General features: G+C 42.7%; 16 protein-coding genes and 1 pseudogene. 11 read left to right on the top strand and 6 right to left on the bottom strand.

What is annotated here, in order from left to right; translation table 11 throughout:
* Positions 1–131 precede the first annotated feature (131 nt).
* The 4 genes from DW793_RS02945 to DW793_RS02930 form a co-directional block, all read right to left on the bottom strand.
* Entirely contained in the window at positions 132–3,080 is a 2,949-nt protein-coding gene (locus DW793_RS02945) for a YfhO family protein (RefSeq protein WP_118157013.1), read from the bottom strand.
* Positions 3,067–3,963 (bottom strand): glycosyltransferase family 2 protein, encoded by an 897-nt coding sequence (locus DW793_RS02940; protein ID WP_390624612.1) that lies wholly within the window; start codon positions 3,961–3,963, stop codon positions 3,067–3,069. The genes DW793_RS02945 and DW793_RS02940 overlap by 14 nt, the downstream gene beginning before the upstream one ends.
* A 128-nt stretch (positions 3,964–4,091) precedes the next feature.
* Positions 4,092–4,676: a hypothetical protein gene (locus DW793_RS02935; RefSeq protein ID WP_038670641.1), complete on the bottom strand. Its 585-nt coding sequence runs from the start codon at positions 4,674–4,676 to the stop codon at positions 4,092–4,094.
* Positions 4,677–4,724: 48 nt separating this feature from the next.
* The gene (locus DW793_RS02930; RefSeq protein ID WP_117938759.1) at positions 4,725–5,594 is read right to left on the bottom strand and encodes an AraC family transcriptional regulator; all 870 of its coding nucleotides are present in this window, start codon (positions 5,592–5,594) and stop codon (positions 4,725–4,727) included.
* 170 nt (positions 5,595–5,764) lie between these two features.
* On the opposite strand from DW793_RS02930, the gene galE reads away from it, so the two are divergent.
* The 6 genes and pseudogenes from galE to DW793_RS02900 all read left to right on the top strand — a co-directional run bounded on the left by galE (position 5,765) and on the right by DW793_RS02900 (position 9,037).
* The gene (galE, locus tag DW793_RS02925; RefSeq protein WP_118157012.1) at positions 5,765–6,775 is read left to right on the top strand and encodes a UDP-glucose 4-epimerase GalE; all 1,011 of its coding nucleotides are present in this window, start codon (positions 5,765–5,767) and stop codon (positions 6,773–6,775) included.
* 123 nt (positions 6,776–6,898) lie between these two features.
* Positions 6,899–7,117: a type II toxin-antitoxin system RelB family antitoxin gene (gene relB / locus DW793_RS02920; RefSeq protein ID WP_118124598.1), complete on the top strand. Its 219-nt coding sequence runs from the start codon at positions 6,899–6,901 to the stop codon at positions 7,115–7,117.
* Positions 7,114–7,382, top strand: a pseudogene (locus DW793_RS02915) (type II toxin-antitoxin system RelE/ParE family toxin). The gene relB and the pseudogene DW793_RS02915 overlap by 4 nt, the downstream one beginning before the upstream one ends.
* Positions 7,383–7,532: 150 nt before the next feature.
* Entirely contained in the window at positions 7,533–7,949 is a 417-nt protein-coding gene (locus DW793_RS02910) for an STAS domain-containing protein (protein WP_117928104.1), read from the top strand.
* A 4-nt stretch (positions 7,950–7,953) separates the two neighbouring features.
* Positions 7,954–8,370 (top strand): anti-sigma F factor, encoded by a 417-nt coding sequence (gene spoIIAB, locus DW793_RS02905; RefSeq protein WP_117863155.1) that lies wholly within the window; start codon positions 7,954–7,956, stop codon positions 8,368–8,370.
* Between the two features lies 1 nt (position 8,371).
* The gene (locus tag DW793_RS02900; protein ID WP_118157011.1) at positions 8,372–9,037 is read left to right on the top strand and encodes a sigma-70 family RNA polymerase sigma factor; all 666 of its coding nucleotides are present in this window, start codon (positions 8,372–8,374) and stop codon (positions 9,035–9,037) included.
* 37 nt (positions 9,038–9,074) lie between these two features.
* On the opposite strand, the gene DW793_RS02895 is transcribed toward DW793_RS02900, so the two are convergent.
* Positions 9,075–10,484, bottom strand: coding sequence for a helix-turn-helix domain-containing protein (locus DW793_RS02895; protein WP_181988271.1), 1,410 nt, complete (start codon positions 10,482–10,484; stop codon positions 9,075–9,077).
* A gap of 209 nt (positions 10,485–10,693) precedes the next feature.
* Here DW793_RS02895 and DW793_RS02890 point away from each other — a divergent pair, with 209 nt between their 5' ends.
* Entirely contained in the window at positions 10,694–11,602 is a 909-nt protein-coding gene (locus DW793_RS02890) for a 2-hydroxyacid dehydrogenase (protein ID WP_390624611.1), read from the top strand.
* Positions 11,603–11,778: 176 nt separating this feature from the next.
* Here DW793_RS02890 and gdhA read toward each other — a convergent pair whose 3' ends face one another.
* Positions 11,779–13,131 (bottom strand): NADP-specific glutamate dehydrogenase, encoded by a 1,353-nt coding sequence (gene gdhA, locus DW793_RS02885; RefSeq protein ID WP_117876322.1) that lies wholly within the window; start codon positions 13,129–13,131, stop codon positions 11,779–11,781.
* A 409-nt stretch (positions 13,132–13,540) separates the two neighbouring features.
* Here gdhA and nth point away from each other — a divergent pair, with 409 nt between their 5' ends.
* From nth to DW793_RS02865, 4 genes are all read left to right on the top strand, one after another.
* Positions 13,541–14,167 (top strand): endonuclease III, encoded by a 627-nt coding sequence (gene nth, locus DW793_RS02880; RefSeq protein WP_117876321.1) that lies wholly within the window; start codon positions 13,541–13,543, stop codon positions 14,165–14,167.
* Positions 14,168–14,233: 66 nt separating this feature from the next.
* Complete coding sequence (locus DW793_RS02875) at positions 14,234–14,770, top strand: DUF5662 family protein (protein WP_038670656.1); 537 nt, start codon at positions 14,234–14,236, stop codon at positions 14,768–14,770.
* A gap of 11 nt (positions 14,771–14,781) precedes the next feature.
* Complete coding sequence (locus tag DW793_RS02870) at positions 14,782–14,985, top strand: hypothetical protein (protein ID WP_038670658.1); 204 nt, start codon at positions 14,782–14,784, stop codon at positions 14,983–14,985.
* A gap of 350 nt (positions 14,986–15,335) precedes the next feature.
* Positions 15,336–15,611, top strand: a complete 276-nt coding sequence (locus DW793_RS02865) for an HU family DNA-binding protein (protein ID WP_022286828.1) — start codon at positions 15,336–15,338, stop codon at positions 15,609–15,611.
* Positions 15,612–15,613: the final 2 nt, after the last annotated feature.

The raw sequence follows: 15,613 nt of genomic DNA, 5'->3' as shown, positions 1-15,613 counted from the left end.
TGATTAGTCCTTTCATTTGTGAAGTCTTTATCCGCTGTCCGAAAAAAATAGGGGCGGATAGAATTTCCGTCCCTATTATAATACTATTTTATAAAAGCCTTGTCAATAGATTTTTTTCGCAGCTTTCGTCGCTATTTATCGTTTTTGCCGCTATCCTCGTCCTCACCGAGAATATTTTTCATCATCTCGTTTATGTGCCGAAGCTTTTCGTCATCATCATTGTCAGGTCGGTATATCCTCAGCGGCTCGTCCGTTGTATCAGTTGTGTCATTTATCACAGGGGTTGTGGCTTTCTCACTGCTTTCTGCCGTAAAGTTAGCTTTTGCAAGCACCTTTTTCATGACTTTTCCACGCTTATATTCAAACAGGAATATAAGCACCAGCAGGGCAACACCAAAGCCCGTTATGATAAGAGATACTTTCCAATAGTCAGGGGAGAACTTCATTGTTATCTTGTTTTCACCCTGCTCCAAAGGGATAGTTATAAGGCTGTCAAGAGATTTTTCAGCCGTCACCTTTTTGCCGTTCACAGTGATAGTCCAGCCGTTTTCGTATGGTATGGTCGTGAACAGTACAGAGCCGTCATTTTCAGCATTAACAGTGCCTTCGAGATAAGTGTCCTTAAAGCTTGTGACCTCAAGCACATTTTTCTGCATATCAGCGCAGGTCTGTGCAAAGCTGTCATAATCAAAGGTGTAGAAAAGCTGGTCTTTCCAGTAAGCTTCGTTATCGTCATTTGCCACCGTTATGCGTATGCGAAGCTCCTGACCCTCGTAGAATTTGCCGAGATTCATAATGGAATAATTGTCGCCCACAAAGAACTGACCTGCATATTCCATAGGCTCAGAGCCGTCCATATAATCGTCCTCGTCCTGTATCCACACGTTGCAGGAACGCTCATATTTGGTTGGAAGATACATATAAAGATAAGAGTCCTTATCCATTTTCACAACATAGTCAATGTGACATTCTGCAATGGAAGTGTCTGTAGGGAAGTATTTCGTGTGTCCGTCAGTGAGCTGAGATGTAGAAACGTTCTCCATTTCGCTGTTTATAACAGGTATCTTTGTGAAATATTCCTTTGTTGTGCCTGCGAGGGCGTTGAATACCATGTTCTGATTTTCAAAAGGATTATCTTCAGAAAGTGACACGTCCTCAATACTAGGCGAAGATACCATGCCAAGACCAAGAGCGTTAGGGTTGTTGTAGAATTTATATGTTGCGTCGCCCTCGGTGTATTCTGTAGTGAGCTTGTATTCCTCAGGGACTTTAACTCTTGTGCCTACGAAAGAGGTGTTGCCCGTTTTGTCCATAAGATATTTTATGTCAAACAGAGCGTCGGTCATGAAAGTTGTGCCGTCATATTTTGTGTAGTGTCCGCCGTAGGCATAGCCAAGCTTGTGGAGCATCATAAGGGCAGGTGCGTTCATTGTTGAGCTTGAATGTGAAATGCCCTTGTAGCCTGTTCCGATAGGGTCGTTCACGGTTCTGTGGAAAGTTGCCTCCATGCGGTAGAAAAGCGATGGGTCATATTCCTTCATCATTGACACAGCGTTTCTCGTCTGCGTCATGTAAGGTTCATAAGAGGTGTATTTGCTGTATGCAACGTCAGTGTCTATCTTGTCGATAGTGTCTGCACTGTTTGCAAAAAGCTCAATCGCAAGAACGCCTACCATTACGATACAAACAGCCTTTGATTTTGGATATTTCTTGATAAGATAGATAAGTGCGAAATATGCTGCCAGAGCTATCATGGATACCCATATGCCTTGTATAACGTTTGTGGTGTCGCCTGTTTCACTTGTCTTTGTTTCAAAAAGCTGGAAGTGAGAGTAATTCTCACGCTCACACCAGAATAGGAATACCATAAGCCCGAAGAAAATTCCGCCGATGTTCTTTGCAGTTATGCCCTCGAGGTTCTCAAACGCCCTGAACGCCATTACTATCATCAGGAATGAGAATATGAAAGAATATCTGTAAGGCAGCCAATTCGGCACTTGAAAGCCGTGCATTGCCATGTCGGCAGGCTTTATATACATTAGTATAACAAGCAGGAAAGTGAGCAGACCTGTGGAGGTCTTTTCTTTCATTGTTATCCTGTCGTTCATAAAGAACAGCGGAACAAGTATCAATACAGCCGTTCCGCAGTATATCATAGGCATACCCTCAGGGTAAACAGTGTCATATGACATTGGGAAAAGCTTTGTTATGAACGTAAGGAAATCAAATTGCGTTGCAAGTGAGAAATCAGGGTCAGTGAACTCAAACTTGCCAAGCTTCAAAGAATTGTAAACGGTTATAAGAACGAACGCCGCACACATAAGCGCAACAAGTGTGCCAATACCGAAAGCCACACAGCGTGAGAAGAACTTTTTTGGCAATATCCTGCCCTCTCTTGAAAGGCAGTACCAGCAGAAGTAGAAAAACGTGAAAATTCCCACCATATAGCCGATGTAGAAATGTGCAATGAACATAAGCGCCAGCGGCACTATATAAGGCACAAGCTTGCCCTCATCAACGAGCCTGTGAACGCCCCAGCATATAAGCGGCAGATAGATAAGTCCGTCAAGCCACATAGGGTCCATAAGCTGTACCACCATGTATGACATAAGTGCATACATGGTAGGGAATATGATAAGTGAGATAGTCTTAGGTTTCTGCACTGATATCTTTTTTAAGAAGAACATGAACGTCACAGCCGCCGTGCCTATCTTTGCAAGCTGTAAAATAAGGATAGAGGTCGCCATCATCGTTCTCGGCAGCAGCACAAGTATCAGCATAAAAGGGCTTGCAAGATAATATGCAAATACACCGAACATTTCTCCGCTGAGGTTTCGTGACCAGTTGTAGATAAAACTGCCGTTGCCATGGAAAGCGTCACGGAACTGTTCGTAGTAGTAAACATACTGACCGTTCAAATCAAGCACAAGCACCGAGCTGTCGCCGATAGGGTGTATCTTGAAAAACGCATAGGCAGAAAACATTATTGCCACAGGCAGAAAGAACACCAAAAAGTACAGCCGCTTATCATAGCACCATTTTTTTATAAATGAAAGGGGAGATGTCTTAGTCTTTTCCATTCTTTTTCTCCTCGTCGTCTTTTCTTATGATATCACGGATTATGTATCTAGGCCGCTGTTTTATCTCCTCGTATATCTTTGAGAGATAAAAGCCTATTATTCCAAGACTTAACATTATTATACTCGATGTGAGAAGCTGTAGGATTATGACAGTTGAAAAGCCTGCTTCCGAAGCACCTATTATCTTTTTGATGAGTGTCTGAAGCCCTAATATCACAGAGAATATGAAGGTTATAACACCGCATACTGTCACTATCTGCAAAGGCGCAGAGGTAAAAGAGGTTATGCTGTTTATGGCGAATTTGAAAAGCCCCTTTACAGACCACTTTGATTCGCCTATCTCTCTGTCAGCAACGTCAAAATATACACGCTCCGTCTTGTAGCCTACCCAGCTTGACATTGCTCTGAAAAACGTCAGTCTTTCAGGCATTGCATTCAGTGAATCTACCACAGCCCTGTCAAGAAGCTTGAAATCGGAAGCCGCTTCCATGTCGAGGCCGCTTGACTTGTTTATCATTTTGTAAAACCACAGAGAGAAAAATTTGTATACAGGGTTTTCCTTTCCACGGGAATTTTTTCTGCCCTCAACAATGTCAACGTCATTGTTTTTCCAGATGTTGTACATCTCGATTATGACCTCAGGCGGGAACTGCAAATCACAGTCCAGCAGTACGCAAGCGTCACCCTTTGCAGTTTCAAGTCCTGCGAAAATTGCGCTCTCCTTGCCGAAATTTCTTGAAAAGTTCACGCCCACGATATGCTCGTCATTGCGTGCAAGGTTTGAGATTATATCCCATGTTCTGGCCTTTGAGCCGTCGTTTACAAAAACAAGCTCATAGTCTATACCGTTTTCACTGAGAAGCTTTGAACAACAGAAGCACATTTTGCAACGTTGCCTTCCTCGTTATAGCTTGGTATTATTATTGATAGCATTTTTCGTTCTCCTATTCTTTGTTGCCTTTATACACAAAACAGAACGCCATTTGTGAACATGACGTTCTTGAAATATCCTTATTTGTTTTCTCTTTCACGGCGTTTTTCATAATCTGTCCTCAGCTTGTTGAAGTTGTAAAGCATGATGAGCAGGAAAATATACACAAGTATTTTTGCTATTGCCGCAATAACGCCTGCAAGGGTGGTGACGAACTCTATTGGTATTAGCCTGTTGAGCAGGTCGCCGCCAAAGTAAATAAACGTCATAAGAGCAAGCTTGTTGAAACTGCCCTGAAGCCTTACAATGTTTGAAACGTCTTCCACAAGCTCTCTGTGGCTGTCAAGCGCCACAAGGAACATTCTCATAAGGTTCAGTGACATATAGACAGTTGCCGCCGACAGCAAAATGCTTATAACGTTCGCCGCCATTGCCGCAGGGGAGAGAAGCTTCAATAGAAGCTGACATACCACCGCAAGAGCGCACATAGCGGAAGAAGTGTAAGCAGGCTTTTTAAGATGTGCGAAAGCGTCAGTGCGTTCTTCCGCCTCAGCCGTTCCCACTGCGAAAAATAAAAAGCCTACAAGCTTTATAACGTAATTAGAAGTCCAGCCTGCGTTTAGCATGAAAAGCATGAAAAACGAGCCGACCATAAAGAAATTCATTGTTTAAGACCCTTTCGTAGCTGATTATACCTATTTATTATATCTCATTTATATACCCTTGTCAACCGAAAACGCCTTGTTTTCACCTTTTGTACACAAAGCGTCAGCCCTGTATTCCGTAGGTGACACACCCTTTGTCTTGTGGAATATCCTTGAAAAATAAAGGCTGTCATTATACCCTACCGACCTTGCCACGGCCGACACAGGAAGCTCAGTTTCTTCCAACAAACGGCAGGCGGCGTTCACACGGAAATCAGTTATATACTGTGCAGGAGAAAGCCCCTCGTATTCCATGAAAGCTCGATATAGCGTGGCACGGCTCACGCCAACGAAATCGGTGGCATTCTCGACCCCTATCCCAAGGGTGTAGTTGTGTGCAATGTAGTTTTTCGCCTTTGTGACATATCCCTTTGCGGTGCTCCCAGAACGGCTTTGACTTCCCGAGCGTTCCATAAGAATGCCCAGCGTGATGTAAAGCTGACCTGTCATTTTCACAAGGTCTGAGCTTCTGTTTCCACTAAGACGATAAATGCGTTCAAGACTGTCTTTAAGCTCGCTTCCAAAGTCTGCGGAGATAACGGGACACTCTCTTGTGAAGCCTGCACGATCAAGGATAAATTCAGCGTCAGAGCCGTTGAAGCCTGCCCAGTAGTATTCCCATGGGTCGTTCTTGTCGGCAGTGTATGTTATAACAGTGTAGGGGTAAATGAGAAAAGTGTCCCCTGCGCTAAGGTGATACTCTCCCTGCGGCGTTTTGTATATGCCCTTGCCACTTATGATGTGGTGGATAAGATAATGGTCACGAACGCCGCTTCCCCAACTGTGAAGCCCCTGACATTTTTCATAGCCCACGTTGTATACTGACAGCGAAAGTGCGTCCGTCTGGTCTGATTTAAAGGAATGGCGGTCTGTATTCATTCTGTGTGTTCCTTTCTGTGAGATGGTCTGTTATAGATATGATAGCATATTTTTATTCTCTTTGCAACAAAAATCCATGCGTTTGAAACAAAAATGGTATTGCAAAAACGTGAAAATATGGTATAATGTAAGTGTAAGAAAAAACCTGACATATTTGGGAGGTAAAGAATATGGCAAAAATACTCGTTACAGGCGGAGCAGGATTTATCGGAAGCCACACCTGCGTTGAGCTTCTTGAAGCAGGCTATGAAGTAGTTATAGTTGATAACTTTTCAAACTCAAAGCCGGAGGCTCTTAACAGAATAAAGAAGATAACAGGCAAGGACTTTGCTTTTTATGAGGCTGATCTTCTTGACCTTGCGGCTATGGAAAAGATATTTGAAGAAAACAAGATAGACGCTGTTATACATTTTGCAGGTCTTAAAGCGGTTGGTGAGTCTGTTCAGAAACCTGTTGAATATTACCACAACAACATCACAGGCACTCTCATGCTTATCAAGGCAATGAGAAAATACGGCTGCAAGAAGATAGTTTTCTCATCTTCCGCAACAGTTTACGGTCCTGTGAACAAAGCTCCATATACTGAGGATATGCCAACATCTGCAACAAACCCTTACGGCTATACAAAGGTAATGATAGAGCAGATACTGAGAGACGTTTATGTTTCCGACAACGACTGGTCAGTTTCACTTCTGAGATACTTCAACCCTATCGGCGCACATAAGAGCGGTCTTATCGGCGAAGACCCTAACGGTATACCAAACAATCTGCTTCCTTACATCTGTCAGGTAGCAGTAGGAAAGCTTGAAAAGCTTGGCGTGTTCGGTGACGATTACGATACTCCTGACGGAACAGGTGTAAGAGATTATATCCATGTTGTTGACCTTGCTAAGGGTCACCTTTGTGCAGTCAAGTATGTAATGGAAAACAAGGGTGTTGAAGCTGTAAACCTCGGCACAGGAAAAGGCTCAAGCGTTTATGACGTTCTTCACAGCTTTGAAAAAGCCTGCGGAAAGAAGCTCCCATATGTGGTAAAACCAAGACGTGCAGGCGATATCGCAACCTGCTATGCTGATACAGCAAAGGCAAAGAAGGTCTTTGGCTGGGAAGCACAGTATGGTCTTGATGAAATGACAGCAGACAGCTGGAACTTCATTAAGAATAATCCTAACGGACTTTAATACATAAGCATAGAACATAATAATTTTCCTAGGCAGGGACACACTAATGTGTGTCTCTGTTTTTTATCCATTGACAAAATTATAATTTTGTGCTACAATGTAATACAAGAGGAGGTGCTTACAATGAATGTATCAGTAAGACTTAACGATGAGGACACAAAGCTTATAAAAGCCTATGCAGATATGTACGGAATAACTGTTTCTGAGCTAATAAGAAAGTCTGTATTGGAACGTATAGAGGACGAGTTTGACTTGAAACTCTATAATGAAGCCATAGAGGAATACAAGAAAAATCCTGTAAGCTATTCCCTTGACGAGGTTGAGAAAGAGCTTGGCTTATGAAATACAGGGTAGAACTTACGGAAAGAGCCAAAAAGACTATCAAGAAGCTTGATAAATACACGGCGAAAATGATATTGAGTTGGCTCAGAAAAAATCTTGAGGGTTGTGAAGACCCCAGAAGTCACGGCAAAGGCTTACCGCCAATAGGAGTGGTCAGTGGCGATATCGAATAGGCGATTACCGCCTTATTGCAGATATCCAAGACGATAAAGTTCTGATATTGGTACTGGAGATAGGTCACAGGCGTGATATCTATGAAAGATAATGATGTCAAAGGCAGGGACACACAAAAAAGTGTGTTCCTGTTTTTTTATGCCCTTTTTCCATTCATACAATAATGCGACAAAAAAATCCCACTGTAAGTGATAATATATTTTCAGCGGATAAAACGAAAAAATGAAAGGAATGATAAAGCATGAATGTGGAGATAAAAAACTATCCGTCAGCCAGAACTCTTGTGGCAGAGATATGCGGCGATATCGACCACCATACAGCAAAATATTTCAGGGGAGAGATAGATAAAGCCATTAGAAGCCATAACCCTCTTACCCTTATCCTCGACTATTCTCAGGTGACCTTTATGGATAGCTCAGGCATCGGACTTGTTATGGGCAGATACAGGATAATGTCAGAAATGGGTGGCGAGGTGATAGTGGCGTCGCCTCCTGCTTATATCCGAAAGGTCTTGCAGCTTGCAGGTATGCACAGACTCACAAAGATAGTTATGGATATTGCTCCGTATATACAAGAGAAGAAAGCAGCTCAGGAACAGAATGAAAGCCCCGATGACAAAACAAAGGAGAGTGATAAAATTGAAACGAAAACCCCTTAATGAAATGAAAGTCAGTTTTCCCAGCTATTCTGAAAATGAGCGCTTTGCTAGAGTTGCAGTCAGCGGTTTCCTTACTCAGCTTGACCCTCAGATCGACGAGCTTGCAGATGTCAAGACCGCAGTGTCAGAGGGAGTCACAAACGCCATTGTCCACGGATACCGAAACACCCTAGGGGAGATATTCATGCAGATAAGGATATTCGAGAACAGACACGTCTACATAAAAATAAGGGATAAGGGCTGCGGTATCGCTGATATAGAGCAGGCTATGCAGCCGCTTTTCACCACTGCACCTGAGGAGGAAAGAGCAGGCCTTGGCTTTGCGGTCATGGAAAGCTTTATGGATAAAGTGAAGGTGCGCAGCAAGCTTGGAGAAGGAACTACCCTTATCCTTGAAAAAACCTTGAAAGAAAGAGTATAAAATGAGCAGCATAGTCGAGACCCCTCTTGCAGAAGAAAATCTGGGGCTTGTTCACCTGTGCGCAAACCGCTTCCGCAACCGTGGCATAGAGTATGACGACCTCTACGGTGCAGGCTGTATAGGTCTTGTAAAAGCTGCGAAAGCCTTTGACAGCGACCGTGGTGTGAAATTCTCCACCTATGCAGTGCCAGTGATATTAGGGGAGATAAAAAGGCTTTTCCGTGACGGTGGCACGATAAAAGTGTCACGGAGCATAAAAGAGCTTTCCATGCGCCTTGTAAGAGAGCGTGAGCGATTTTCCATACAGCAGGGGAGAGAACCTACAGTAAGCGAGCTTTGTGAGCTGTCAGGAGAAAGCGAAGAAGCCGTTACTCTAGCCATGAACGTCGCCCTGCCCCCTGTTAGTCTTACTGAAAGCTCAGATGAAGACGACCGCCACGGACAAATAGATATCCCTGTTGACGCTCCTGACATAGAAATTGCTGACAGGCTCTCTCTCCGTCAGGTCATAGCTTCCCTTGAAGCGGAGGATAGAAAGCTTATATACCTGAGATATTTTCAGAATAAAACTCAAATGGAAACGGCAAAACAACTTGGTATGTCACAGGTGCAGGTGTCAAGACGTGAAAAAAAGCTGCTCACTTTAATGCGTGAACAGCTTACATAATATCATTACAGTGGGCGGCTTTTGGTCGCCCATTTTTTTATAAATAAGACCTGAGTATCTCGATAGTTTCTTCATGTGAGCAAACAGCGTCAGAATCTATAAAGTGCTGAAAATAATCCCAGAAAGCCTGAACAAGGCTCGTTTCGCTTATCTTCAAATAAGAAAAATCAGAGAAGCAGTTGTTTCTGGCAACGATGTTAAGACTTGTGTTGTCAGAAATGTTGATACAAAGATTTTTCGACACCGCAAAATAGTCGTCCTTTATTATCCTGTAGTCTGCCATGCCGTTTTCACAAAGCGATATCATTATCTGTAGCATTATCTTGCGTTCTGCAAGAGTGGGAAAAGTATATGAATTTCTCGGAAGCTCAAAGATCTCTCCCGTCGTCATAAACTCTGCAAGACCCTTTTCACTGAACAGATTTACAAATTTGTGTTCAGAAAGAGCCTTCTTGCCCATGGTGAGCTTTGCTTTTACAAATTTCTTTGCGTCAGCTGGCAAAAGTGCATGGGCGTTGTATATATCCTCTGTAAGACAAAGCATGGTGCATGGCTGAAAATCCACGCCGATGAAATTTGCGTTGTCATCGTACCAAAAGTAAACATATTCCAAAATATCCACGGCGTGGTCGAGAAGCTTTGCACATTTTGTCTTGAACTTTTCAAACTGCCGCATATAAAATTCAACCATAGGCTTAGATCTGTATATAACTCCCTCGCAATAATCGCTGTCTGTTCTGATCAGAAAATTATTCGTTATCATTATGTTTGGCATGATGTTCGTGGAGTTGAAATATGCCGACGCACCCTCATAATAATAAAAAGCCTCATATTTTTCATGCTTTTGTGCAAGGTGACATATGAACGGAAAAATATCCAGATTGTATTTTGCGGTGGTTTTTTCACCTGAGGTGTTGTCAAAGAAGAACAGATGGTTTATGGTAGACTCGCTGCCTTCTGCGGCAATGGACAGCAGATTGGTAAGAAACTCTGTTGGCTGAGCGATGACCTGAATGTCAGAACCATTATGAACATCGCTGCATATAAGCACCTGCAGGTTTTTTCTAAGCTCACGTTTGTCGGTGTAGATGGATATCTCAGGCACAGAGTCAATATCAACTTCTGTCTTGAAAGTCAGAGCGTCAGGATCTTCCATGTTTGTGTTTGCCATATCGTGTATTATCTTTGACACCTGCTTACGGCGATTGTAGACATCTTCCCCCATCTCAGAAATGTTATAAAGCTCCATGAGCCTGCTTTTATCCTCTGTGGAAAGCATGAGCTGCAAGCTTATATTTTCTACAAAATCTACGCTTGGCACTTTCCTTTCCCCTTTGAGTATCTTATGAAGATATGTTCTGTCGATACCACATTTTTCGGCAAGGGCTTTTATAGTAATATCTTTTTTCTTTATGTATTCTCTGAGAAGTTCCGAAAATTGTGACATTGGCATCATATCCTTTCTGTAGAAAACAGGCATTTAAAGTATATTTAAAGTATATTTTTACATACCGATACCTATATTATATCCTATTTACGCACAATTGTCAACCTTTGATAATTTTATCTTATTAAGGCAAAAACCGTATATTTTTATAAACAGCTGCAAAAAATACAAGCGTAAAATGGAATACTTTAAAATTTGGAGGAGTTTTCATGAAAATAATATTCTATGACGCAAAGCAGTATGATATAGATTCATTTGAAAAGCAGCGAAAAAACTATCCCGATATAGAAAGCGTCTACCTTGAAGCCGACTTGACGGAAGACACAGCAAGGCTTGCCGAGGGCTGTGAGGGCGTGTGTGCCTTTGTAAGCTCAACGATAACAGGCTCAGTGCTTAGACGGCTCCATGAACACGGTGTAAAGCTTCTTCTTATGCGATGTGCAGGCTATAATAATGTTGATATAAAAGCCGCCGATAAATACGGCATAACAGTGCTTAGAGTGCCTGGGTATTCTCCGGAAGCCGTGGCAGAACACGCTATGGCGCTTGCGCTTGCAGTCACAAGAAGAATACACAAGGGCTATATAAAGGTAAGAGAGAACAATTTCAGCCTGAATGGTCTTATGGGACTTGATTTCCATGGCAAGACTGCTGGTATAATAGGCACAGGCAGGATAGGTGCGGCAATGTGCAGGATATGCCACGGCTTTGGTATGCGTGTTATAGCTTATGACGTTTATCAAAACCCTGACCTTGACTTCGTGAAATATTATCCCCTTAGCGAAGTCCTGAGAGAAAGCGACCTTATCTCGCTCCATTGCCCGCTGACCGAGGCAAGCTATCATCTTATCAATACTGAAACTATCTCCCTTATGAAAGAGAATGTTGTTTTCGTAAATACCTCCCGAGGTGCGCTTGTGAATACCGAAGACCTTATAAAAGGTATCAGAAGCAGAAAATTCCACGGAGTGGGTCTTGATGTTTATGAAGAAGAAACAGAGAACGTCTTTGAAAACCGACAGGAGGATATCCTAGAAAGCTCCGTGACCGCAAGGCTTCTGTCTTTTCCTAACGTTATCGTCACCTCTCATCAGGCTTTTTCACCGAAGAAGCCCTAGCCGCCATAAGCCGCACAACGCTTGAGAATGCTTGTGCTTTTGAGCGTGGCAGGATAATAAAAGAAAATCAGGTCAAATAGACGTGTGGGAACGTTCCATGCGTCTTTGAAATATAACAAAAAACGGACGGCATAAAAACCGTCCGCTTCGTATATAGCTTTGTTTATACGCTCTTATTAGTAAGCGATACCCTGCCACTTCATAGCGTCAGCGACCTTCAGGAAACCTGCGATGTTAGCACCTGCAACGAGGTTGCCTTCAAGACCGTACTCCTTAGCTGCATTGTATGAGTTGTGGAAGATGTTTGTCATGATGTTCTTGAGCTTAGCGTCAACTTCCTCGAATGTCCAAGAAAGTCTCTCACTGTTCTGTGACATCTCAAGAGCTGATGTAGCAACACCGCCTGCGTTAGCAGCCTTTGCTGGTCCAAAGAGAACGCCTGCATTCTGGAATACAGCGATAGCCTCTGGAGTTGAAGGCATATTAGCACCCTCAGCAACAGCAAATACACCGTTAGCTACGAGAGCCTTAGCTGACTCTTCGTTGATCTCGTTCTGTGTAGCACATGGAAGAGCGATGTCGCACTTGATAGTCCAGATACCGCTGCAGCCCTCGTGGTACTCAGCACCCTGTACTCTGTTTACATACTCCTTGATTCTGCCTCTCTCAACTTCCTTGATCTGCTTAACAACATCGAGATTGATGCCGTTTGGATCGTATACATAACCGTTAGAGTCAGAAAGTGCAACTACCTTGCCGCCCAGCTCTGTAGCCTTCTGTGTAGCGTAGATAGCAACGTTACCAGAACCGGAGATAACAACTGTCTTGCCTGCAAATGTTTCGTTCTTCATGCACTTGATCATCTCAGCTGTGTAGTAGCAAAGACCATAACCAGTAGCCTCTGTTCTTGCAAGTGATCCGCCGTATGAAAGACCCTTACCTGTAAGAACGCCTGTGAACTCGTTTCTGATCCTCTTGTACTGACCGAACATATAGCCGATCTCTCTTGCACCTGTACCGATATCACCTGCTGGAACGTCTGTGTCAGCACCGATATGCTTGCAAAGCTCTGTCATGAAGCTCTGGCAGAATCTCATAACTTCTCCGTCAGACTTGCCCTTAGGATCGAAGTCTGAACCACCCTTACCGCCGCCGATAGGAAGACCTGTAAGGCTGTTCTTGAAGATCTGCTCGAAGCCGAGGAACTTGATTACTGATGCACATACTGAAGGGTGAAGTCTGATACCGCCCTTGTATGGTCCTATAGCAGAGTTGAACTGAACTCTGAAACCTCTGTTTACCTGTACCTTGCCGTTGTCATCTACCCAAGGAACACGGAAAATGATCTGTCTTTCTGGCTCAACTATTCTGTCGATTATACCTGCCTCAACAAGGTCAGGTCTCTTTTCTACAACAGGAATGAGGCTTTCCAGTACCTCATATACTGCCTGGAGGAATTCCTTTTCGCCGGGATTTCTCTTCTCAACCTTCTCATAAACGCTTTCAAGATACGCATTGTTCAAAGCCATTATTAAAACTCCCATCTTATAAATTATAATTTGTGCACGGCTTTTTTACTCATTCCGCACATCACCTACTTATTATAGCACACTATTTTGCAATTTGCAAGTAGTAAAATGCAAAATTTCATAATTTTATTGAAATTGTATAAAAATCATAGCCTTTTTTTGAAATGTGAAGTAAAATCACGATTATAAATTCATAATTCGTGTAAAATTTCCGTGAAATGTCGACAAATCATTGCGCTGTGACCAAAGCTGTTTCAGCCCGCAAAAATGACAAAACGCATTTTTATGCCGATATAACGCACAAATCCGCTGGAATATCGTCCCTGATATGAAATTTTGGTTGACGAATCCTGCAAAAAAGTGTACAATATAAAGTAATAAAGCACTTATAAATAAAGGAGCAGTACCGATGACAAAGAAAGAACGTGCACAAATGATAGTGGAAAGGCTGGAACAGGTCTACCCCGAGGGCATATGCTCTCTAGACTATAAAAAGCCCCACGAGCTTATGATAGCAGGCAGACTTTCTGCACAGTGTACAGACGCAAGGGTGAATATCGTTACGAAAGAGCTTTTTGCAAAATATAAGACCATTGAGGATTTTGCTAACGCAGATGTCGCTGATATCGAGGAGATAATACGCCCGTGCGGTCTGTATAAAACAAAAGCTCGCTCTATCGTAACAATGTGCAGACAGATAATGGATAACTTTGGCGGTGAGATACCTGATACCATAGAAAAGCTCACTACCCTTGCAGGCATAGGCAGAAAGACGGCAAATCTTGTTATGGGAGATGTTTTTCATAAGCCTGCGGTGGTAACCGATACCCACTGTATAAGGATATGCGGAAGACTTGGGCTTACAAAAAATAAAGAGCCTGCAAAGGTGGAAGAGGATCTGAGAAAGATACTTCCCCCTGAGAGATCCTCTGATTTCTGTCACCGCCTTGTGCTGTTCGGACGTGAATACTGCAAGGCAAGGGGAGAACGCTGTAGCGAGTGTCCCCTGCTTGATATCTGCGGCAGCAGAAAATGACCGCAGGCTGTTGAAATAATAAAGCAAAAGTAGTATAATAAGGTCACAAGATGAAATGCAGAGGAGATGAGCGTTTTGATAAAGGCATGGGAGCATTTCAAGACCATTACAAGACATCGCCACGGAGTGATAAAAAACTGCTATAAGGCAGGCATTTTGTGGCAGGGTCTGAGGCATGACCTTTCAAAATATTCCCCGGAGGAGTTTCTCAAGGGCTGTAAATATTATCAAGGCACACGTTCGCCCCATGAAGCAGAGCGTGAAGAATACGGATTTTCTTACGGCTGGATGCATCACAAGGGAAGAAATAAGCATCACTTTGAATATTGGACGGACTATGACCTGCGGACTAAGCTGATGACCCCTGTGAAAATGCCTCTTAAATATGTGAAAGAAATGTTCTGCGACAGAGTTGCCGCAAGCAAGATATATATGAAAGACAAATACGACGACGGTGCACCTCTTGCGTACTTTTTAAGAGCAAAAAAGACAAGAGCCATCCACCCTGAAACATCAGACCTTTTGGAGAAGCTTCTTACAATGCTTCGTGATAAAGGCGAGGACTACACTTTCGCTTACATAAGACGTTTGAAAAAATATTAGGGGGAATTTCCGTGGGAATTTTCAAAAAGAAAACTGTCAAGCCCGTCCCTGAGGAGTGCAGGGGAATGGAGATAAAAATAATGTCAAGCACCTGTACCGGCGAGAAAACTATCGGCTTTTATAACCGCAACACTCGTGAGATAATGTATCCCGAGCTTGTGAAAAGCGACAGCGATGTTGAGGCTTTTTATGAAAAATACGGATTGAAAAAATGAATTATGTTGCATGAGAGAATATATAAAAGAATGTAAATATTTAATGAACTTTGAAATGAAATATATGTAAGAATATTTTGTGGGTGATTTTTACAGAGCACGAAAAATAGGCGTTTATAAAAAAATAATGATGCTGATCTAAAGTTAATTATGGCTAAATTATAAATACTATTTCCAACGTGTGAATAAGTACAAAAATCAAGCGGTGACTATGCCTCTTTTTTATGTAAAGCTACAAAGATTGCAAGAAAGCACGCAAAATCAGGCAAATTAATTGACAATAGGGGTCAAATACGTTATAATAACAGCATAAAAACAATGTAAAAAATTATAACGGAGGTAGATTCAAAATGACAAAAAATGATCTGATATCCGCAATAGCAGAAAAGGGCGGCTATTCTAAAAAGGAAGCAGAGCAGGCACTTGCGGCTGTAACAGAAACTATCACAGAGGCACTTGTAAAGGGCGAAAAGGTATCTATCGTAGGTTTTGGTGCATTTGAGGTAAGAGATCGTGCAGCTAAGGATTCTATCAATCCTGCAACAAAGAAGCCTATCCATGTTCCTGCAAAGAAGGTTCCTGCATTCAAGGCAGGCAAGGCTCTTAAAGAGGCTGTGGATAAGTAATT

The organism is Ruminococcus sp. AM31-15AC (genome assembly GCF_003462045.1).
In the GTDB taxonomy this organism is placed as follows: Bacteria; Bacillota; Clostridia; order Oscillospirales; family Ruminococcaceae; genus Hominimerdicola; species Hominimerdicola aceti.
Note: the sequence above shows the minus strand (reverse complement) of the source record. Positions and strands in the feature narration are given on the sequence as shown.